Raw genomic sequence first — 19515 nt, 5'->3', positions numbered from 1 at the left:
GGAGATTTGCCATGAAATACCCCACCCGGCTTAGCGATGCCGTTCATATTTTAGCCTTTATCGCTCTGTACCCAGACTGCGACCTGACCAGCAACAAACTGGCAGAAAGCGTTCAAACCAATCCTGCCTATGTACGCCAGCTCATGTCCGCCTTGCGGAAAGGAGGGCTGCTGGTCAGCGTGAAGGGACATCCTCGGCCTGCCCTGGCTCGTGAGCCGGAGAAAATCACTCTGCTGGATGCCTATCGAGCAGTAGAGGGCAACAAGCCTCTGCTCCATCAGGACATCCACACCAATCCTGCCTGTGGCGTGGGTGTAAATATCCAACTGGTGCTGCGGGATTTTTACTTGGACATTCAAAAAACAGCGGAACAAAGAATGCAAGAAATCACGCTGAAAGATGTGCTGGAACAATATCACATGAAGTTGGAAGGGATGCCCTTGCAGCGTTTATAACGGATCGATTTTCAGAAGCTCTTCCATTTGGGACAAAAATTCTTCTGAACGGGAAATACAAGACCTCCTTGCGATTCTATACTGAGAACCAGAGAGACCTATGCCCCGTATGGGTATTCTGCTTTCCAGAAAAGGAGGTTTCAAATATGCAGGAAAAGTACAATGTCACAGGCATGACTTGTGCGGCCTGCCAAGCTAGGGTACAAAAAGCGTATCCAGCCTGACCGGCGTGCAAGAATGCAATGTCAATCTGTTAAAAAACAGTATGGTGGTGACTTACGACGATAAAAATGTAAACAGTGGGCAGATTATCGCCGCTGTAGAAAAGGCAGGCTATGGCGCATCCCTACAGCAGGTCAAGGGAAACTCGGCTGTACAGGCTGTCTCCTCGGTGGACACGGCAAAAAGGAATATGAGGCGATGCGCCGTCGAGTAATCTGGTCCTTTGTATTCACTATCCCTTTGTTCTATATCTCAATGGGACATATGTTGGGCTGGCCGCTGCCGAGTGTCTTTCTGTGGACGGAAAACTCCATAGTCTACGCCCTGACCCTGTTTTTGCCGCTTCTGTCACTACGGAATCTCCCGTACAGAAGATTTCCGTAAAGCAAACAACAATGAAGCAATCGAATGGAGGAACTACTATGAAAAAAGAACTGATGAGCGAAGGAATGATGTGCCAGAACTGCGTCAAGCATGTCACCCATGCCCTGAAGGGTATCCCTGGTGCGTCCCATATCCAGGTAAGTCTGTAGGACAAAAAGGCCACTGTTGAGGTTCCGGAGTCCGTTACTGACGAAACCCTGAAAGCGGCAGTTACCGAGGCGGGCTACGAAGTCACGGAGATTATCCCCCATGAAAGCTGATAAGGCTCACATAACCCGTTCCATTAAGATTGCCAGAGGACAGCTGGTTACATAATAATAGACAGTGGGCCGGCCAAATCTGAATGGCCGGCCCTAAATAAATTAAGGAGGAAACCAATATGAAACTTGGCATTATTCGTTGTATGCATACAGAGGATTGCTGTCCCGGAAGCCGGGATTTTCGGACAATCCGAGAGAGAAAAGGCGCTTTTATGGGAGAGGACGATATTCAGTTAGTGGGCTTCATCAACTGCGGTGGCTGCCCCGGAAAAAAGCGGTGCTAAGAGCCCGTTCTCTGGTAGAACAGTGTGCAGACACCATTGCCTTTGCTTCCTGTATCAGCAAAGGGACTCCCATTGGTTACCCCTGTCCTTTTGCCAAACGTATGCGGAAGCTGGTGCAGAAAGAGGTAGGCGATGGTGTCCGTATCTTGGATTACACCCATGACGCTGGACCTGAACCAGAAACATCTCAGAAGTAAAGTTTTTCCCTCCGGCCTATGGTAAAATAGACTTCAAGGAGGAGTGCTAAATGGTTCAGAACCACTTACCCCACGACCACGAACAAACTATCGAGCAGGAACTGGAACATATACCCAGCGTAGAAAACTTTCAAACCGTAGCCGATATTTTCAAGCAGCTGGGGGATGGCAGCCGTATTCGCATTTTTGGGTTACTTTGCCACTGTGAGGAATGTGTTATCAATCTTTCGGCCATGGTAGATATGAGCAGTCCTGCAGTTTCTCACCATCTCAAGCAGTTGAAATCAGCAGGTCTGATCGTTAGCCGCCGGGACGGAAAAGAGGTCTATTATAGAGCTGCCGATACCGAACCGGCCCAAAATTTCCACCACATGATTGAGTGGCTTGTAAAAATCGCCTGTCCATCGCAAGTAGAAACACAGAAAGGAACGCCATGAAAAAAGAAAAATCCAAAGTTATCGCTCAAAAACTCCAAAAGATTCCAAACGGCACCCTCGCCTTGAAGCATTGTCGGGCTGGTGGAACAGATAGCACACTCTTTGGAGAACAGTTTCGAGCGGTTACCGCTGGAAAAGGATGTGTGGAGGCATATGAAACTTTTCCTGGAATAGAGGTATCCTTCAATGTTTTTCTTGCTTCAGAGGTCAAGTTTCGGCACGATGCTTCGGATTCTGTTTTGGAAATTTACTATTGCCGCAGTGGTCGCGTGGGTTGGAATATGCAAGGCGGTACTGCCGTCTATTTAGGTGCAGGTGATGTGACTGCGCACAGTATGGCCTGCTGCGCGGATTCCGCCATGATGTTTCCCCTAGGATATTCAGAGGGGATTTCCATTTCCGTGGATCTGAAACAGCTTTCTTCCATTTGCCCGGAAGTTTTAAAGAATGCCGGTGTAGAGGCAGACCAGTTACGGGATCGATTTTGCTCCGGGAAGCCATCCGCAATCCCGTCCTGTTCCGATTTAGAGCATATTTTTGCCCCACTCTTTTCTGCTCCTGTGTCCGTTCGAATTTCCCTCTTGAAATTGAAGGTGCTGGAAATTTTGATTTATTTGAGCAACATGAAATCGGAGCATAAAGAACTGACTCAATACTTCTCCCAGCAAACCGAATTGATAAAAGAAATTCATCAACAGTTGACAGAGCACTTGGATCAGCGATTTACGATTGCTGAACTTTCCAAACAATATTTGATAAATACCTCTACTCTAAAGGAAATATTCAAGGCAGTCTACGGCCAGCCTATCGCCACCTATATGAAGGAATTTCGGGTGCATCAGGCTATGAAATTATTGCGGGAAACAGATGCCTCCATCGCTGATATTGCCAACCAAGTGGGATACAAAACTCAGGGAAAATTCTCGAAAGCATTCAAGGATGTAGTACAGGTGTTACCGACAGAGTATCGAAAAATGCAACATTAAAAATGATTTTGATTAAGAGTGGTTGTTCATAGCAACCACTCTTTTATTATCAATTCGGCCATTTTCATGCTTTGAAATTATAGTATTAGTAGAATAGGAAACGGTTGATAGCAAGCAGGGCTTTCGTGACAGCAGAGATCCTGATGGACAGCGATGAAGTCCTTCGCTACACCTATGAATATGGATACACCGCCGAACAGATTGCCAGTGCGATGTCCACCGACATCAACCTGGTTGCGCTGAAGGTGGCGCACCTGGCCATCCTTGGTTATAATCTGCACGCACTGGAACATAAGAGCAACTTTTTGAAATAACGTATCTTCGAGGAGCCTTGACCGGCTCCTCTTTTTGTTGCAAATTGTGCAGGCGGCGCTTGCATAATTATCAGCCTAACATCTGCATGTGATAGAACTTCACTTTTCCTCGAACGGCAGTCCCGGATCAATGCCGACTTCTTCCCACATCACACCGAATGGTGCGCCGCCATCTGTATAGCCTGCAATAAAGGCAAAGCAATCATCGCAGTCCTCATACAGTTCTGCCAGCCGTTCCCGTTCTTTCGCTTCCCGCTCCATTCTCCGCTGCCGGAGCCGCTGTTCTTCAGCCTGTTTAATCTGGTCGAGCTGCTCCTGTGTATAATTGACCCCCAGCTCCTGCAAATCTTTAGCTGCCGTCACAGCATCCACATGAAAGCGTTCCCGGTAATGCTTGTTCATCTTTTTCGGTGAGCAGGTATAGGTGAGCAGCCACTGCTTGCCTTTCCGGAGGCGTGCTTCCTTTCGCTCAGCCTTCGTCAGTTTCTTTTTCTTTGCCATTTGCGGAATCTCCCGGATTATTTGCTGATGACTTTGAGTTGGAGTTGCGCTTTTTCGGTGCTGTCAGCTCATGGCTCAAAGAAAGCAAATCTTTGATGGCATCATCCAGTTCCGGTTTGCCAAGCTGAATACTGAGCCACTTTTCCTTGTTCATGTGATAGGCCGGAAAATAGCCGTCCTGTCCGCGAAGAGAGCCGATCAACAGCGGATCGCTTTTCACATTAAGGACATCAACGATACCTGCTTCCGGCAATCCCAACTTATCGGCAGATACTTCCAGAACCACACCATACCATTTATCATTGTCGTTGCGCCGCAGCACAGCATTCCAGTCATGCCAGGGGTATTCCGGCTCCGTGCCGTACTGCTGGTGTATCCATGTGAATAATTCTTGTCGTGTCATCTTTCAAGTTAATTTTTTACGATAGAATCTTGTACGCTTGATATATCGTGGAATTCTTATCCTGCACACTCGCATAAATTCAAGAATTTTCGCCAAATCAAACGATTTCTCTTTCGACCAATCAGAATATTTCCTATGCTGAACCAGCCATACCCCCATCATGTAGTAATCCAATGCATCCTCATCATCGTCGCTCTGAATATCGTGACCACAGAGAAAGCGATACTCAATCGGCGATTGTACATAAATCCTATGGAAGCGTGCTTTGGATGCTTCTATATCATTCTTTGTCCATTTTCTATACACTTGGCAACCATCCTCCTTTGATTTAAGATAGAATCGTTCAATCCTCATACCATTCCTTATAGGCCATCATTTCCGGATAAAGACTATAATATCGTCTGCAAACCTTCTTGAACAGATTCAGCATTCTATCATCATGGCATACATCAAGCATGTAATCCAGTAGATGCTGCCTTGCCGAGCGTCTCCTGCATCTGGACAAGTGACAACTCCAACATCCAGAAATTGTAGTCCTAAAATATGCAGTCAAACATATTGGGCAACAGTAAAAGTAGTTTTGATTTTCGCGGTAGCTGCGTTCATTGAAAACTTGCAATTTGCGAACAACTCGCATATTGACTTTCTTGCTTTCTTGGATTATAATATTTGCGAATGAACTGCAAATTGGAGGTGCGGTGACTTGCATAGCTACAGCACGCGGCAGCGAAAGGTTCTGCTTGCCTATTTGAGCCAGCACCCGGACGAGCTGTTGTCCGCACGGCAAATTGCGGACGCTTTGGCAGATAAAAAAATCAGCCTGAGCGCCGTATATCGAAACCTTGCACAGTTAGAGACAGAGGAAAAAGTGCGTCGGAGCAGCAAGAGCGGCACGCGCGAGGTCTACTATCAATACCTTGATGCCGAAAGCTGCAAAGGTGCGCTGCACATGAGCTGTATCAAATGCGGCAAGACCTTTCACATGGCAGATGGTAACGCAGCTTTGCTCGCAAAGCTTTTGGCGCAGAGCGAACAGTTTATGTTGGACACGACTTACACGATCCTCTATGGAACTTGTTCGGACTGCAAGGGAAAATAACGATTGGAAAGGAGGACAGACCATGACAAAGAAATTTCGTTTTATGACGGGCTTGCTGGCCGTAGTGCTGGCCTTTGTTATGCTGTCCTCTCTTGCCTTTATCGCAGTGGAATCCGACCATGACTGTACTGGCGTGGACTGCGCCATCTGCCATCAGATCAACGTCTGCGAAAACCTGCTCAAAAGCATTGGGCTTGCTGGCTCCGCCGCAGCTACTGTAGCGGCGATTCTATATATTCTGTGCCAGATCATTCCCTCCTGTACAGAGGTTGCCCGCACCTTTACGCTGGTTTCTCTCAAGGTCAAACTTTCAAATTAAAAATAAGAACTTTTTACAAGGGTGTAGTCTATCTTTTTTCGGATAGACTTTTGCGGCGTTGCTGTTACCCTTGTATTTTTGCGCCCATTTTTAAGTTCTTATCATAATTTGGAGGTAACAAACCCTATGAAAAAAATAACTGCGCTGCTGCTTGCGCTTTTGATGCTCGTCGGCGCTCTTGCCGGCTGCGGAAAGCAGAACGATACCAACAAAACCGACAAACTGAGCATTGTCACTACCATTTTCCCCGAATATGACTGGGTGCGTGAGATTTTAGGTGACAAAGCCGATAACGCCGAAGTCACGATGCTGCTTGATAACGGCGTTGACCTGCACAGCTATCAGCCCACTGCCGATGACATTGTCAAAATCTCCAACTGCGATCTGTTCATCTATGTGGGCGGCGAGTCCGACGGCTGGGTGGACGATGCTCTGAAAAATGCCACCAACAAGAACATGAAGGTCATCAACCTGCTGGATGTCCTTGGCGACAGCGTCAAGACCGAAGAAGTGGTCGAGGGTATGCAGGAAACAGAGCACGATCACGACCATGACCACAGCAAGGAAGTCTCCACCTTTGAAGATGACGAGGTTCAGGACAGAAGCCTGTCTGATTGGGCGGGCGACTGGCAGTCTGCCTATCCCTTTGTGCTGGACGGAACGCTGGATGATGCGTTTGCAGCGATGGCCGAGAAAGGCGAAATGACCGCCGAAGAATACAAGACCTACTATCAGAACGGCTACAAAACGGACATTACCAACATTGATATTGAGGGTGACCACATCGAGTTCACCTACGAAGATAGCAAGAAGGTCGGCTCTAACTACAAGTATGTCGGCTATTACATTCAGAACTGGTCTGCCGGCACGAAGGCGGCCATGTATCGCTTTGAGGCGGAGGACAAGGATTCCGGCGCGCCGGTCTACATTGAGTTCAATGACCACATGATCGAACCGGCCGCCGCCGAACACTTCCACATCCGGATGAGCAACGAGAGCTTCGACGCGATCGTCGATCCCGAAAACTCCTGGCCTACCTTCTTCCCGGCTGATATGACCGGCGAAGAGATCTGCGAACACATGGAAGGGCATGACCACGACGAGGACGAAGACCACGAGCATGAGGAAGAAAAGGACGAGCACGTTTGGCTTTCTCTGAAAAACGCGGAGGTTCTTGTAAATGCCATTTCCAAGTCTTTACAGGAGCTGGACCCCGACAATAAGGACACCTACGCTACCAACGCCGCTGCCTATATCGAAAAGCTCTCTGCGCTGGACGGCGAATATCAGGCTGCCGTGGACGCTGCGACCTATAAGACCGTTCTGTTCGGCGACCGTTTCCCGTTCCGCTATCTGGTGGACGATTACGGTCTGAGCTACTATGCCGCTTTTGTGGGCTGCTCCGCCGAAACGGAAGCCAGCTTTGAGACCGTTTCGTTCCTTGCTAAGAAGGTGGATGAATCGAAACTGCCCTGCGTTCTGACCATTGAGGGCGCACAGCATAAAATTTCCGAAACCATTGTCCAGAACACCGCTGAGAAAAATCAAAAGGTGCTGACCATGGATTCCATGCAGTCCACCACTTCTAAAGATGTGGCAAACGGTACGACCTACCTCTCCGTGATGGAGAAGAACCTGTCCGTGCTGAAAGAAGCATTGGGTTAAGGAGGTAGGTCTATGGCTCAGCTCACTTGTCAAAATCTCCGCGTCGGCTATGATGGGAAGTCCGTTCTGCAAGATCTCAGCTTTGAGGTCTTTGCAGGCGACTACCTCTGCATCGTAGGAGAAAACGGCTCTGGTAAGAGTACACTTATGAAAACGATCCTTGGCTTGCAGCCGCCCATCAGCGGCAGAATTTTGACAGGCGACGGGCTGAGGAAAAATGAGATCGGCTACCTGCCGCAGCAGACCGTCGTACAAAAGGATTTCCCTGCATCCGTGAGAGAGATCGTTCTCTCCGGGTGTCAGGGGCGCTGCGGCAGCCGCCCCTTTTATAACAAAGAAGAAAAACAGCTTGCCGAAGAAAACATTCGGAAAATGCAGATTGATAAGCTCTCAAAGCGGTGTTATCGAGAGTTGTCCGGCGGGCAGCAACAGCGGGTATTGCTTGCCCGTGCGCTGTGCGCCACACAAAAAATGCTGCTCTTGGACGAGCCTGTTTCCGGGCTTGATCCCAAAGTGACAGCGGAAATGTATCGTCTGATCGACGAACTGCACCATCGGGACGGTATCACCATTATTATGATTTCTCACGATATTGCCGCCGCAGTCAAATACGCCAGCCATATTCTGCATATTGGCAACACCGTTTTCTTCGGAACAAAGGCAGAGTATCTCCAAAGCCCGCAAGGGCGGCTATTTGCCGCAGAGAAAGGCGGTGATGAACAATGACTGCAATCTTGGAAAAACTGACCCTCTATTGGGCGTACCCCTTTGTCCGCTATGCGCTGGTGGTCGGCGTGCTGATTGCGCTCTGTTCCTCTCTGCTGGGCGTAACGCTGGTGCTGAAACGGTTTTCCTTCATCGGTGACGGACTTTCTCATGTGGCGTTCGGAGCCATGGCGGTTGCCGCTGTGCTACAAATCACCAACGAAATGCCGCTGGTCATGGTCATTACAATCATCAGCGCCGTGCTGCTTCTGCGTACCGGGCAGAACACGAAGATCAAGGGCGACGCCGCCATCGCCATGATCTCGGTGGGGGCACTTGCTATCGGCTATCTGCTGATGAATTTGTTCTCCACATCCTCTAACTTGTCCGGCGATGTGTGCAGTACGCTATTCGGCTCGACCTCTATTCTGATGCTGACGAAAAGCGAGGTCTGGCTGTGCGCGGTGCTGTCGGTGGCGGTCGTGGCGGTATTTGTTCTTTGCTACAACAAAATTTTCGCTGTGACCTTTGATGAAAACTTTGCAAAGGCTGTGGGGACAAAGGCCGATTTGTATAACTTACTGATTGCCATAACGGTCGCCGTTGTGATCGTGTTGGCAATGAACCTTGTCGGCTCACTGCTCATATCCGCCCTTGTTATTTTCCCGGCGCTGTCTGCCATGCGGGTCTACAAAAACTTCCGTGCGGTGACGATCTGTGCGGCCGTCCTTTCCGTCTGCTGCGCCGCACTGGGCATTCTGATCTCCATCCTAGCTGGAACGCCGGTCGGCTCGACCATTGTGGCTGTGGATATTTTTGCATTTCTGATTTTCTCAGGAATATCCCGATTGGGAGGTATCCGCACATGAAACAGGCTTTGTTTATTCTCGCCGTCGCGCTTTATCTGGTTTCCCTCTGCGCCTGCGGCGATCAGAAGATCCAGTCCAAATCGAAGCAGGGCAGCGCGACCCAGCAGGTCGTTCAGGAGCAGATGGCGAATGCCATAGGCGAAACAACCGCTCCGCCGACTGCAATTCCGGAGCAGCAGCCTGCTTCGGATAAAACTGCACCGAAAAAATCCGTTCCGGAACCGGAGCAGACGCAGCCCGCCGAAGCGCTTCCGGACTATGAACCGGCACAGGCCTCCGGCGAACCGGATGTCGATCTGACTACGCTCAGCAGCACGATGGTCTACTCCGAGATCTATAACATGATGTACGAGCCGGATCGGTATGTCGGAAAGCGCATCCAAATGAATGGGCAGTTTGCGGCCTATGGGAATCCGAACACCGGCGCGGTGTACACGGTCTGCATCATCATGGACGCGACTGCCTGCTGCTCGCAGGGGCTGGAATTCGTCCTCGCGGGCGAGCATAGCTATCCTGCCGACTATCCCGAACTGGGAACAGAAATCACGGTCGTTGGCACATTCCAGACCTACGAAGAAAACGGATATATGGACTGCCATCTGGTCGATGCAGAGATAACCAAGTAAGAAATCGTATCTTGCAAAAAATAGCAGCTTTCCACCGAAGCCGCATTTCTGCGCAACGGTTGACGAAAGCTGTCTGTTTTGCTATATTATGCCCGTCAGCACAGAATATATCCGATGCGTGGCTTCCTGCATCGAGCGAGCCGGGTGGTATTGAATAGCGCTTTACAATCACCCGGCGGTTATCGCCCTAAAATGCAACTTTTCTGCGAATACAAGCTGATTTTCAGTTTCCACAGTGTCGAACATACTCTGCATCGAAATACCCACCTATCGACTTTGCGGTTTTGTGGGATTTTTTGCACGACCGCAAATATACACACGCCCCAGCGAATGGTGTTCACCCCGCAGCAATTCACTGTTTCACAAAGGAACTGCACAAAAGCGATAACTATTTCACCTTTTTCACTGTCCTTGCTTTACAGAGACGAAAATTGGTGATTTTCGACCCTTAGATGTACAAAAACAGGCGGCACCCAGCTGAGTGCCGCTCAGCCTGTAGAAAAAGTCTGTCTTAGCAATCACGCCAAGGCAGGCTTTTTCGTTTGAAAAGGGAAAAATAGCAGCCAAGAAAAATAATCGGCCGCCAAAATCCTTCTCCACCTCTTCCTATGAGAAGGATTTTTGCGTTTCCATTTCCAAGCGGCCAGTTTTTTCAAATTCATGGCAGCAAATTTAAGCTTCACCCAGTTGGTAACCTGAGCCAAGCCTCTGTACTGCGTATAGCGCATACCGTGCTTTTCTTTTGCATCGGCAAACACACGCTCAATTTTTTGTTGTCTTAGCTTGTAGATATCCCTGTACGAAGGTGTGTGTCGTACATCCTCAGCCATCTCCACAAAGTGCTGCCAGATATGCCTTGTAACGTTTTTTTCGCACTTGGCATTTTGTGTACACATCGCTTTTGTTGGGCAGTCTGCACACAGATAAGAACGGCTTTTGTATTCGCGGTAGCCATCGCGGTTTGTGGTAGAATGAAGTCAGAACTCTGCCACTTTCAAAGATTCTTTTGCAGATCCAAGGGGTTTTGTAGGCGCTGTCGGCTGCAACGATTTTGTGTTCGGGGTAGTGCTGGCAGATATCATCATACAGAAAATCAAATGCTACGCTGTCGTGAATATTTCCTGGCGTAACATGTACACCTAAAATAAAGTTGTGCTTGTCACAAGCGGTATACGCTTCATAGGCAAAGACTTTCTTGTGTTCGCCCGAATACGCCGCATTCCGGGTCTGTAGTCGAAACAGTCTTTTCTACCATTTCCGATTCACCGGAGTTATCTCCACTGCCAGAATCATTCCCGTTGTTGTTTTCGTCGAAGGGCTTCTTTCCGTGCGCTTCTCTGTCCTTGTTTATCTCATCAAACAATTCGTGTGCATAGCGCTTTGCTTCTTTGGGTGCAGCTTTGCGGGCCTGCTTGTTCAGATTTGCACTTGCCTTTATGTGCGTACCGTCTACAAATATGGCTTCTGTGTCCAAATATCCCGCGTCCGCAGCTGCCTTTAATACCCATTCGTTAGCACGTTTATCACTCGTACTTATTATACCATTTTTTTGAACCATTTTACCAGAAAAAGGCCACCCGTAGGTGACCTTTTTCGACAGGCTGTATATCCTTATCGCTCGGCATTTTTAGGCCAATCAGGTTGAAGGTTTTGTTTCCAGATGGCATAAGATCAACATTGAGAGTGCCGGAAAATCCATTCACAGCATATCGGACTGCCCGGCGGCAGTCCGATATGCTGTGATGTGCTGATGGTACTTTGCATAAGAATTGCCAACCGCTTGCATCCTATTTTTCAAACAGATGCAGCAGATATCCGTAGCCCTCGGCCTCCATTTTTTCATAGGGGACGAAGCGCAGAGCCGCGCTGTTGATGCAGTAGCGCACGCCGTTGGGCGACTCCGGATCGCCGGTGAACACATGACCAAGGTGAGAATCTCCGGCGCGGCTTCTGACCTCTGTACGGCGCATGCCGTGGCTCAGGTCCTCTTTTTCCACCACGGCAGGGCCCTCGATGGGCTTTGTAAAGGCAGGCCAGCCGCAGCCGCTTTCGTACTTATCCGTGGAGGAACAGAGCGGCTCGCCGGTGACAACATCCACATAGATGCCCTTTTCAAACTTGTCCCAGAACTCGCCCGTGAAGGCACGCTCCGTGCCGCTCTCCTGCGTAACACGGTACTGCTCCGCCGTCAGCTTGTCCCGGATGGACTCCGCCGCGGGCTTCTGATAGTCGCCCGGGTCGATGCGCAGCTGGGAAAAAAGCTCCATCTCCGCGCGCGGGATATGGCAGTAGCCGTCCGGATTCTTTTCGAGGTAGTTCTGGTGGTATTCCTCGGCGGGATAGTAGTTCTTGAGCGGGCCGATCTCCACAAAGAATTTCTCGCTGCGGCCGCGCTCGATCTCCGCGATGCGCTTCACCGTTTCTCTCGCGCTTTCGTTGGTGAAGTAGACACCGGTCTGGTACTGGCTGCCCCGGTCGTTGCCCTGCCGGTTTTGTACCGTGGGGTCGATGACATAGAAGTACGCCATCAGCAGCGCGTCGAGGCTCACCTGCTCGGGGTCGTATTCCACCCGCACGGTCTCCCGAAAGCCGGTCTCTCCCTTGCAGACGGTCTTGTAATCGGCATCCGCCTCGCAGGTGCCGTTGGCGTAGCCGCTCTCGGCGTCGATGACGCCGGGGATGGACTGCATCAGCTGTTCCATGCCCCAGAAGCAGCCGCCCGCCAGATAGATGACATTGTCTGTGGTATCCATATAGGTGATCTCCTCATCGGACCGGTCAAAAGCCGCTCCGTCCATGTTTGTTTCCTGTCCGCTCTTTTCCTTCGGCACAGTCTGCTTCCCGGCGGCGCAGCCGCCTAGCAGCAGCACTGCGGCGAAAAACAGGGCTAATACACTTCGATACATCACGTTTCCTCCTTTCAGGGGAATCCGGGCTCACTCCGCCCCTTGCCCGCCGAGGGCAATGCAATGGCGCGCAGCAGGCACTTTTTTAAATCTCAGGTCAGCCCATATCGGCGGCAAGAGCCTGGTCGATGAGTTTTTGCAGCGTCTCCGACTGCTTCTTTTCCGTGATGGCGCCTACGATGGGTTCACCCACGATATTGCCGCTGCGGTCGACCACATAGGTGGTGGGATAGGCAAAGATGTTGGTGGTAAACTTTCCCGCCTCACCGTCGGAGTCAAAATACACATTCTGATAGGTGGCGCCCTTCTTGGCAAGCACATCCTTCGCCTCGGCAATGGCCTTCTCGTCGCCGTCCAGCGTGAAGGTGTTGACGCCGATGAGCGCGCCGCCCTTCTCCGCCAGTTCCTTGTTCAGCGCGTCCAGCTCGGAAAGCTCGCCTACGCAGGGGTTGCAGGTGGTGAACCAGAAATTCACCACGGTGACGGCGTTGGCGGAGAACAGCTCGTCGCTCTTCACCGTGTTGCCATCCAGATCCTTGCCATCAAAGACGGGGAATTTCTGCATACTGCCGTCGTCGGGAGGGTCGCTCGTGTCGCTGCCCGCGGGCACGCTCATATCGCCGTCCATGGATTTCTGCATGATATCGGGATACTTCTCTTCCAACTCGGTCAACTTGCTTTCAATATTGCTGATCTCCGTGGCTGACTCCTTCAGCCACTCATACTCCTCATCGCTGAACTCTTCCTTGGCGTCCTCGATGGTCTTGAGCAGGAAGTCGCCGTAGTTTTTGCCGTCCTCCTGCATGGTCATGCCCTTATCGGCCGCCATGAACACCTTCTCCCAGAGCTCGGTTTTTTCCGACAGGAGCGCGTTCTCCTGTGCCATGAGTTCCTTGTGCATGGCGAGCGCTTCCTCGGCGTTTTTCGCTTCGCCAGTCATGGCAGAGCCGTTGCCGCTCATGTCGCCCATCTTGTCATTGTTCTTCGTACCGCAGGCCGCCAAGGCCAGCAACATCAGCACGGCAAAAGCCAGTGTAAAAATTCTCTTTCTGTTCATTTTGATTCCTCCATCGTTATTTTCTTTGTTGTTTCTTTCCCGTTGCCGAAGCCGTAGCGGAAGCTCACGGCGTTCGTCGGGCAGGCGCGGATGCACATTCCGCAGCGGATGCACTCGGTATGGTTGGGCGTTTTCGTCACATCCACATCCATCTTGCAGGCTCTGGCGCATTTCCCGCAGGAGACGCACTTATTCTTATCCACCTTCATCTGGAAGAGGGACACCCGGTTGAACAGCGCGTAGAACGCGCCCAGCGGGCAGAGCCACTTGCAGAACGGTCGGTAGAACAGTACACTCAGCGCAATCACCGACAGCAGGATGCTGAATTTCCATGTAAACAGCTTGCCCAGCGCCGCCCGGATGCCGGAATTGGCAAGGGACAGCGGGATGGCTCCCTCCAGCACGCCTTGGGGGCAGAGGTATTTGCAGAAGAACGGGTCTCCCATGCCAACATCGTTCACAAGAAACGCCGGCAGGAGAATGACCATCACCAGCAGGACAGCGTATTTCAGGTATGTCAGCGGCTTCAGCCTCTTTGTGGAGAGCTTCTTTGTCGGGATTTTATGCAGCAGCTCCTGAAACCAGCCGAAGGGGCATAGAAAGCCGCAGATAAAGCGCCCCAGCAGCACGCCCAGCAGGATGAGAAAGCCTGTGATATAGTAGGAGAAGCTGAACTTGGACGATCCCACCACCGCCTGAAACGCCCCAATGGGGCAGGCCCCGGAGGCCGCCGGACAGGAGTAGCAGTTCAGCCCCGGCACGCAGACGGTCTTCCCTGCCCCCTGATACAGTCTGCCCTTGAGGAAATTCGGCAGATGCAGGTTGGTCAGCAGCGTCGCACCCGCCTGAATCCAGCCCCGGAAGCGGGACATGGTCTGTGAAACGCCTGAAAACTTTTTACCCAATGCCCACACACTCCAGACATAATTGGATTGCTTTGCTCAGCACTGTCGCCGCCTCGCCCCGCCAGACACCGAAGCACAGCATGGTAATTCCGGTTATCAGCAGCGCAATCTGCGCCGCGGCCTTTTTCCCGCAGCTCATTTTTCATCATCCTTTCCGATTTTCTACCCCCATTATAGCGCGGGAGAGTTAAAGTCTCTGTTAAGAACGAAAACTTAAGGCAACTCTTATCTGTTTTTGCTATCATGAAAGCAACACAAAAAACGAAGAAATATAAAGGAGGGCTCTCATGCACCTTTTAGTAATTGAAGATGAACGCGCCCGGGGCGAACGACTATCTGGCAAAGCTCTTCCACTTGGCGGAGCTGGAGGCCCGCATCCGCAGCCTGACATTGCGGCAGTTCACCCAGCAGGATGTGCTGCTAAGCTGCGGAGGCCTGACCTTTGACACCCGCTCCCGTACCGCCGCCGTCAATGGGCAGACGCTGACGCTCACCCGGAAGGAAACGGGAATCCTGGAATACCTGATGGTGCATCAAGGAAGGCCAGTATGTCAGGAGGAGCTGATGGATCACGTTTGGGACAATAGCGTGGACAGCTTCAGCAATTCCATTCGCGTCCACATCTCCGCCCTGCGCAAAAAGCTCCGCGCCGTGCCGGGCTATGACTCCATCCGCAACCGCATCGGCGAGGGCTATCTGATGGGAGGCGAGGAGGAATGAAGCGGCTTTCCTTGCAGTGGCGCATCACGCTGATGACCGTCCTGCTCATCGGCATCACCTGCGTGGCCATGAATTTACTGCTGTGCTCCTCCGGTGTGTACTATATGGACACCATTGCGGACAGCTTACAAGGCGGCAGCACGGTGATCCTGAATGATGGCGGAGCGGCGAGCTTTGACCCGCAGCTCATAGCGCCCAACGAGGATCTGACGATCATTGTCGATGGGGTGCAGGGGCGCTTCCGCACCACCAACTGGTACATCACGGCGGCGGTAACGATGCTCAGCGGCATCCTCGCCTATTTCGTCAGCGGACGCGCTCTCAAGCCCCTGCGCAGCTTTACCTCGCAGGTGGAGCAGGTGCAGTTGGGCTTTTCTCCGCGGAGCATCCTGATGTGCGACCGGAGACTGCGGAGTTTCTCACGCTTTTGCGCGAGCAGACGGAGCGGCTGACGCAGATGACCAGGACGCTGCTGAAGATGAGCAATCTGCGGCAGGTGGCGCGGGACTGGGGCTTTCTCTGGTGTGGGAGATCGCCGATCTCCACGGCGGCTCCGTTTGGGTGGAGGAAAGCTCGGACAAGGGCACGACCATCGCGGTGGAGCTGCCGGCAGAGACAGAAAGCAATCCCTCCGGCGCGGATATCACATAACAGTCCTCGGCTGATTCATGGCGATCGTTTTTCAACCTCCGCAACGTTATCGCAGCAGCTCTCGATCAGCTCCCTGTCGTGGGTGAGCACGAGAATAGTTCTGTCATGCCGCGCTTCGCTTTTCAGCCTTTCCGTGATGAGGCGCATATTCTGCCCGTCGAGGCCGCTGGTGGCTCATCAAGGATCAGTATCCTGCGGCCGGAAAAGATGGCGCAGGCGATGGCAAGGCGCTGCTCCTGTCCGCCGGACAGGGTGGACGGGTGCGCATCCCTGTACTCGTAAAGCCAAAACTCTTTGAGCTGGTTCCTTGCATGGCTCTTGTTTTCTTCCGTCAATCCGGTATTCAGCAGCAGCTCCTCCGCCACGCTTGCCGTAAAAAACTGCGTTGACATGTCGTTGCCGCAGTAATAGATTTCCCTGCACCGGACTGCCGATCTTGCTTTTTCCCGTCTATCAGGATATGTTTTGTCATTTTTTTGCGAGTAACTCTTGACAGCTCAAACTGTGTCTGATATAGTTACAGTATAAACTGTTACCAAAACAGACACAGTTATTTCGGAGGTGAATCTATGCGTCAGATATTGCTTTTTGCGGCACTTACCGCCTCGCTGGCACTGCTGGCTGGCTGCACGCTGTCCAAAACAAAAAAGGATACGGAGGACGTGGCAGAGAAGGCGGCGTATCATAAAATCAGCGCCGAGGAAGCCTATGAGATGATGGCCTCGCAGGAGGTCGTGGTGGTGGATGTTCGCACCCGGGAGGAATACGACGGCGGACATATTGAAAACGCCGTCCTTGTCCCCAACGAGAGCATCGGGAGCGAAATGCCCGAGGCGCTGCCCGACAAGGAAGCCACGCTGCTGATCTACTGCCGCAGCGGCCGCCGCAGCAAGGATGCCGCCCAAAAGCTGATGGCGCTTGGGTATCAGAGTGTCTACGACTTCGGCGGCGTCATCGACTGGCCCTACGAGCTTGTGAAGGAGGGATAATTGTGAACAGCTCCTTTAATCTGGCAGTCCACGCGCTGGTCTGCCTGAGCCACAGCGGACGCTCTCTCAGCAGCGAAGCGCTGGCGGAGAACATCTGCACCAACCCCACCCGCGTCCGCCGGGTGCTGGCGGGGCTGAAAAAGGCAGGAATGGTGGAGACCCGGGAGGGCTTGGATGGCGGCTACCGCCTGACGGCCGATCCTGCGAGCCTGACTCTGCGGCAGGTGGCGGAGGCGGTAAATACCCGCTTTGTGGACTGTGCGTGGCACAGCGGGGACATTGACCGGGACTGCGCCATCTGCTCCGGCATGGCGGGCGTCATGGACGCGCTCTATCGGCAGATGAGTGAACAGTGCGCCGCCTATCTCTCGCACATTACGATCACAGATATTGAAACACAGCTTTTTACACAGAAATAGGAGGATATACGATGCTTACCATTACGACCAACAGCTTTGAAAACGATGTTCTCCGCGCGGACAAGCCCGTGCTGGTGGATTTCTGGGCGCAGTGGTGCCCCTACTGCCGCCGCATTGCCCCGGCCTTTGACAAGGTGGGCGAGCAGTATGCCGACACGCTTATCTCCGGCAAGATCAACTACGACGAGGAGCCGCAGCTCATCGAGCGCTTCGGCATCGACACCATCCCCACGCTGCTGCTCTTTAAGGACGGCAAGGTGCTCGGCTCTGTTGTCGCCCCCGCCTCCAAGGCGGCCATTGAAGCGTTTATCAAGGAAACGCTGGCGCAGTGAGGACACGATTATGAAGCAGATCTATGATATGATCGTCATCGGCGGCGGCCCCGCCGGTTACACCGCCGCCCTGTATGCCGCCCGTGCCGGACTTTCCACGCTGGTGCTGGAAAAGCTCTCCGCCGGCGGGCAGATGGCGCTGACGGAGCAGATCGACAACTATCCCGGCTTTGAGGACGGCATCAACGGCTTTACGCTGGGCGAAAAAATGCAGCAAAGCGCGGAGCGCTTCGGCGCGGTGACGGAGCTGGCAGAGGTGTACAAAGCAAGCCTTTCCGGGGAGATCAAGACGCTGGAAACCAGCGAGGGCGTCTTTCAGGGTCGAACGGTGGTCATCGCCACCGGCGCGTCGCCCCGTCCCCTGGGCGTTCCCGGCGAGGAGGCGCTGGTGGGCAAAGGCGTTCACTACTGTGCCGCCTGTGACGGCGCGCCCTATCGGGGCAAAACCGTGGCGGTGGTGGGCGGCGGCAACTCCGCCGCGGCAGATGCTATGGCACTGTCCCGCATCGCCAAGGAGGTCTATCTCATCCACCGCCGCGACAGCCTGCGGGCGACGAAGGTCTATCATGAGCCGCTGATGAACGCGCCCAACGTGGAATTCCGCTGGAACAGCACCGTTTCCGCGCTGCTGCACGAAAGCCGCCTGACGGGGCTTCGGCTAAAAGACGTCAACACCGGCGCAGAACGTGACCTTGCCTGTGACGGCGTGTTCATCAGCGTGGGACGCGCCCCGGCCACGGAGCTGTTCCGAAGCGAGCTGGTGCTGGACAAGTCCGGCTATATCGTGGCAGACGAATCCACCCGCACGAATCTTCCCGGCGTGTTTGCCGTGGGCGACGTGCGTACCAAGGCGCTGCGGCAGGTGGTCACCGCCGTATCGGACGGCGCGGTAGCCGTCCACTATGCGGAGGAATATCTGGCGGAGAATCGGTAAAGGGCTGCAAACGATCCTCTCAACGGCAGTTCCTGTCCGTAAGTGATACGATTGCGAGCCTTGTCCCAAAAGAGCGCAGGGCATGTTAGATTAAGGAGATCATATATTATGTGGCTGTTTTTCGGAATTTCTGCAATGATTTTTACGGGCTTCAATCTGATTTACTCTTTTAAAAACAAGAATGAAAAATGGTTTAGATTCGCAGCCCTATCGTTCACTGCCTTGACCGTATGTTCGTTTTATTCAGACGGAGCGATGCGTGTGCTAAATGAAGATTGGGGAGGCTTGATGGATATTATGCCAACCATGAGCAAGGCTCTGTGGGTGTGTGTAGGGATATCCATTCTATTAAACTCTGTTTCGCTCTTTCGAGAGAAATAACCACATTACTATCTCAAGGATACCATCCCCGGCTGCACACGGCAGGTCTGTGCCTTTGCCGTAGCCTATGTGGAATTTGAAAAACTGAATGCCAATGCTTTATGATAAAGAAGCAGACTTAAAATGACAGCTTCGCACTGTTCCAACAGAGCAAAGGAGTGCCCCAATGGGCACTCCTTTTTCATAGCTTTACGCCTTATTCAGCAAGATTTGTAATAAAAATATACTGAAATAGTTAAGCAGATTCCAAAAAAGAGAGAAATAAGCGTTCCGGCATGATTCTTCTAAAGACTTCATGCATAGTTTAGCAGAAACAGGGCCGTTGCGGCAAGCAACGCAAATTAACATTCTATGATTTGAAGTCACTTTGCAGCGTTGATGTGCTTTATCTGGTTTTATCCACCGCTTCAGCGGAGGATAATATAAGAACTCCTCGACTCCGGTCGAGGAGTTCTTATATTGGCAGCAACGCGCAGTCCTTAGCCGTGCGCGGAG

At 52.2% G+C, this 19515-nt stretch carries 29 protein-coding genes and 3 pseudogenes; 21 read left to right on the top strand and 11 right to left on the bottom strand.

Annotation, left to right across the window (positions count from 1 at the left end; genetic code table 11):
* The first annotated feature begins 11 nt into the window (after window positions 1-11).
* From DW088_RS13840 to DW088_RS13810, 7 genes and pseudogenes are all read left to right on the top strand, one after another.
* Window positions 12-455 carry an Rrf2 family transcriptional regulator gene (locus DW088_RS13840; protein ID WP_117484730.1) on the top strand — a complete coding sequence of 148 codons (444 nt, stop codon included), beginning with the start codon at window positions 12-14 and terminating at the stop codon, window positions 453-455.
* 214 nt (window positions 456-669) lie between these two features.
* Window positions 670-891, top strand: a pseudogene (locus DW088_RS16795) (cation transporter); the annotation flags it as partial.
* A 208-nt stretch (window positions 892-1099) separates the two neighbouring features.
* Window positions 1100-1210: a heavy-metal-associated domain-containing protein gene (locus tag DW088_RS16435; RefSeq protein ID WP_243029954.1), complete on the top strand. Its 111-nt coding sequence runs from the start codon at window positions 1100-1102 to the stop codon at window positions 1208-1210.
* A 230-nt stretch (window positions 1211-1440) separates the two neighbouring features.
* Window positions 1441-1802 (top strand): annotated as a pseudogene (locus DW088_RS13825) (CGGC domain-containing protein).
* Window positions 1803-1852: 50 nt separating this feature from the next.
* Window positions 1853-2239: an ArsR/SmtB family transcription factor gene (locus DW088_RS13820; RefSeq protein ID WP_118361420.1), complete on the top strand. Its 387-nt coding sequence runs from the start codon at window positions 1853-1855 to the stop codon at window positions 2237-2239.
* Window positions 2236-3225: a helix-turn-helix domain-containing protein gene (locus tag DW088_RS13815; protein ID WP_118361419.1), complete on the top strand. Its 990-nt coding sequence runs from the start codon at window positions 2236-2238 to the stop codon at window positions 3223-3225. Before DW088_RS13820 ends, DW088_RS13815 begins: the two co-directional genes overlap by 4 nt.
* A 125-nt stretch (window positions 3226-3350) precedes the next feature.
* The gene (locus tag DW088_RS13810) at window positions 3351-3539 is read left to right on the top strand and encodes a hypothetical protein (RefSeq protein WP_243029952.1); all 189 of its coding nucleotides are present in this window, start codon (window positions 3351-3353) and stop codon (window positions 3537-3539) included.
* Between the two features lie 99 nt (window positions 3540-3638).
* Here DW088_RS13810 and DW088_RS13805 read toward each other — a convergent pair whose 3' ends face one another.
* Genes DW088_RS13805 through DW088_RS13795 form a run of 3 tightly spaced genes read right to left on the bottom strand, consistent with a single transcriptional unit; the run spans window position 3639 to window position 4749 of the window.
* Complete coding sequence (locus DW088_RS13805) at window positions 3639-4040, bottom strand: hypothetical protein (protein WP_243029950.1); 402 nt, start codon at window positions 4038-4040, stop codon at window positions 3639-3641.
* Complete coding sequence (locus DW088_RS13800) at window positions 4009-4443, bottom strand: MmcQ/YjbR family DNA-binding protein (protein WP_118361417.1); 435 nt, start codon at window positions 4441-4443, stop codon at window positions 4009-4011. The genes DW088_RS13805 and DW088_RS13800 overlap by 32 nt, the downstream gene beginning before the upstream one ends.
* 3 nt (window positions 4444-4446) lie before the next feature.
* Window positions 4447-4749: a chalcone synthase gene (locus tag DW088_RS13795; RefSeq protein ID WP_118361415.1), complete on the bottom strand. Its 303-nt coding sequence runs from the start codon at window positions 4747-4749 to the stop codon at window positions 4447-4449.
* A gap of 397 nt (window positions 4750-5146) precedes the next feature.
* Here DW088_RS13795 and DW088_RS13790 point away from each other — a divergent pair, with 397 nt between their 5' ends.
* The 6 genes from DW088_RS13790 to DW088_RS13765 all read left to right on the top strand — a co-directional run bounded on the left by DW088_RS13790 (window position 5147) and on the right by DW088_RS13765 (window position 9726).
* Entirely contained in the window at window positions 5147-5542 is a 396-nt protein-coding gene (locus DW088_RS13790) for a Fur family transcriptional regulator (protein WP_118361413.1), read from the top strand.
* A 22-nt stretch (window positions 5543-5564) separates the two neighbouring features.
* Window positions 5565-5861, top strand: a complete 297-nt coding sequence (locus DW088_RS13785; protein WP_118361411.1) for a hypothetical protein — start codon at window positions 5565-5567, stop codon at window positions 5859-5861.
* Window positions 5862-5987: 126 nt separating this feature from the next.
* Entirely contained in the window at window positions 5988-7526 is a 1539-nt protein-coding gene (locus DW088_RS13780; protein WP_118361409.1) for a metal ABC transporter solute-binding protein, Zn/Mn family, read from the top strand.
* A gap of 12 nt (window positions 7527-7538) precedes the next feature.
* A complete protein-coding gene (locus DW088_RS13775; protein ID WP_118361407.1) occupies window positions 7539-8252 on the top strand; it encodes a metal ABC transporter ATP-binding protein in 714 nt (237 codons plus the stop codon).
* Complete coding sequence (locus DW088_RS13770; protein WP_188885844.1) at window positions 8249-9100, top strand: metal ABC transporter permease; 852 nt, start codon at window positions 8249-8251, stop codon at window positions 9098-9100. Before DW088_RS13775 ends, DW088_RS13770 begins: the two co-directional genes overlap by 4 nt.
* Window positions 9097-9726, top strand: coding sequence for a hypothetical protein (locus DW088_RS13765; RefSeq protein WP_118361405.1), 630 nt, complete (start codon window positions 9097-9099; stop codon window positions 9724-9726). The genes DW088_RS13770 and DW088_RS13765 overlap by 4 nt, the downstream gene beginning before the upstream one ends.
* A gap of 518 nt (window positions 9727-10244) precedes the next feature.
* Here the strand turns inward: DW088_RS13765 and DW088_RS16585 are convergent.
* The 7 genes from DW088_RS16585 to DW088_RS16095 all read right to left on the bottom strand — a co-directional run bounded on the left by DW088_RS16585 (window position 10245) and on the right by DW088_RS16095 (window position 14733).
* A complete protein-coding gene (locus DW088_RS16585) occupies window positions 10245-10649 on the bottom strand; it encodes a transposase (RefSeq protein WP_118361403.1) in 405 nt (134 codons plus the stop codon).
* The gene (locus tag DW088_RS16580) at window positions 10549-10968 is read right to left on the bottom strand and encodes a transposase (RefSeq protein ID WP_118361478.1); all 420 of its coding nucleotides are present in this window, start codon (window positions 10966-10968) and stop codon (window positions 10549-10551) included. The genes DW088_RS16585 and DW088_RS16580 overlap by 101 nt, the downstream gene beginning before the upstream one ends.
* Window positions 10904-11200, bottom strand: coding sequence for a hypothetical protein (locus tag DW088_RS13750; protein WP_147356579.1), 297 nt, complete (start codon window positions 11198-11200; stop codon window positions 10904-10906). Before DW088_RS13750 ends, DW088_RS16580 begins: the two co-directional genes overlap by 65 nt.
* Window positions 11201-11513: 313 nt before the next feature.
* Entirely contained in the window at window positions 11514-12479 is a 966-nt protein-coding gene (msrB, locus tag DW088_RS13745) for a peptide-methionine (R)-S-oxide reductase MsrB (protein ID WP_442861192.1), read from the bottom strand.
* Window positions 12480-12729: 250 nt separating this feature from the next.
* Complete coding sequence (locus tag DW088_RS13740) at window positions 12730-13689, bottom strand: TlpA disulfide reductase family protein (RefSeq protein ID WP_118361397.1); 960 nt, start codon at window positions 13687-13689, stop codon at window positions 12730-12732.
* Complete coding sequence (locus DW088_RS13735) at window positions 13686-14561, bottom strand: 4Fe-4S binding protein (RefSeq protein ID WP_199720446.1); 876 nt, start codon at window positions 14559-14561, stop codon at window positions 13686-13688. The genes DW088_RS13740 and DW088_RS13735 overlap by 4 nt, the downstream gene beginning before the upstream one ends.
* A gap of 25 nt (window positions 14562-14586) precedes the next feature.
* Window positions 14587-14733, bottom strand: coding sequence for a CD1871A family CXXC motif-containing protein (locus DW088_RS16095; protein ID WP_199720444.1), 147 nt, complete (start codon window positions 14731-14733; stop codon window positions 14587-14589).
* Between the two features lie 182 nt (window positions 14734-14915).
* Between DW088_RS16095 and DW088_RS13730 the strand changes: the two are divergent.
* From DW088_RS13730 to DW088_RS16790, 3 genes and pseudogenes are all read left to right on the top strand, one after another.
* Window positions 14916-15314: pseudogene (locus tag DW088_RS13730) on the top strand (response regulator transcription factor); the annotation flags it as partial.
* Complete coding sequence (locus DW088_RS13725) at window positions 15311-15766, top strand: hypothetical protein (RefSeq protein ID WP_442861189.1); 456 nt, start codon at window positions 15311-15313, stop codon at window positions 15764-15766. The pseudogene DW088_RS13730 and the gene DW088_RS13725, both read left to right, overlap by 4 nt.
* Before the next feature lie 70 nt (window positions 15767-15836).
* A complete protein-coding gene (locus DW088_RS16790) occupies window positions 15837-15965 on the top strand; it encodes a hypothetical protein (protein ID WP_442861188.1) in 129 nt (42 codons plus the stop codon).
* 122 nt (window positions 15966-16087) lie between these two features.
* Here the strand turns inward: DW088_RS16790 and DW088_RS13720 are convergent, their stop codons facing one another.
* A complete protein-coding gene (locus DW088_RS13720) occupies window positions 16088-16357 on the bottom strand; it encodes an ATP-binding cassette domain-containing protein (RefSeq protein WP_243029948.1) in 270 nt (89 codons plus the stop codon).
* A 177-nt stretch (window positions 16358-16534) separates the two neighbouring features.
* Here DW088_RS13720 and DW088_RS13715 point away from each other — a divergent pair, with 177 nt between their 5' ends.
* The 5 genes from DW088_RS13715 (at window position 16535) to DW088_RS13695 (ending at window position 19020) form a co-directional block, all read left to right on the top strand.
* Complete coding sequence (locus DW088_RS13715; RefSeq protein WP_118361393.1) at window positions 16535-16954, top strand: rhodanese-like domain-containing protein; 420 nt, start codon at window positions 16535-16537, stop codon at window positions 16952-16954.
* Between the two features lie 2 nt (window positions 16955-16956).
* Window positions 16957-17373: an RrF2 family transcriptional regulator gene (locus DW088_RS13710; protein ID WP_118361391.1), complete on the top strand. Its 417-nt coding sequence runs from the start codon at window positions 16957-16959 to the stop codon at window positions 17371-17373.
* Between the two features lie 11 nt (window positions 17374-17384).
* On the top strand, window positions 17385-17705 hold the full coding sequence (trxA, locus tag DW088_RS13705) for a thioredoxin (RefSeq protein ID WP_118361389.1): 321 nt from the start codon (window positions 17385-17387) through the stop codon (window positions 17703-17705).
* A 10-nt stretch (window positions 17706-17715) separates the two neighbouring features.
* On the top strand, window positions 17716-18639 hold the full coding sequence (trxB, locus tag DW088_RS13700) for a thioredoxin-disulfide reductase (protein WP_118361387.1): 924 nt from the start codon (window positions 17716-17718) through the stop codon (window positions 18637-18639).
* Between the two features lie 108 nt (window positions 18640-18747).
* Window positions 18748-19020, top strand: coding sequence for a hypothetical protein (locus DW088_RS13695; RefSeq protein ID WP_118361385.1), 273 nt, complete (start codon window positions 18748-18750; stop codon window positions 19018-19020).
* Window positions 19021-19515: the final 495 nt, after the last annotated feature.

Source organism: Butyricicoccus sp. AM05-1 (assembly GCF_003474415.1).
GTDB lineage: Bacteria > Bacillota > Clostridia > Oscillospirales > Butyricicoccaceae > Agathobaculum > Agathobaculum butyriciproducens.
This window is presented reverse-complemented; position numbering and strand designations above follow the sequence as displayed.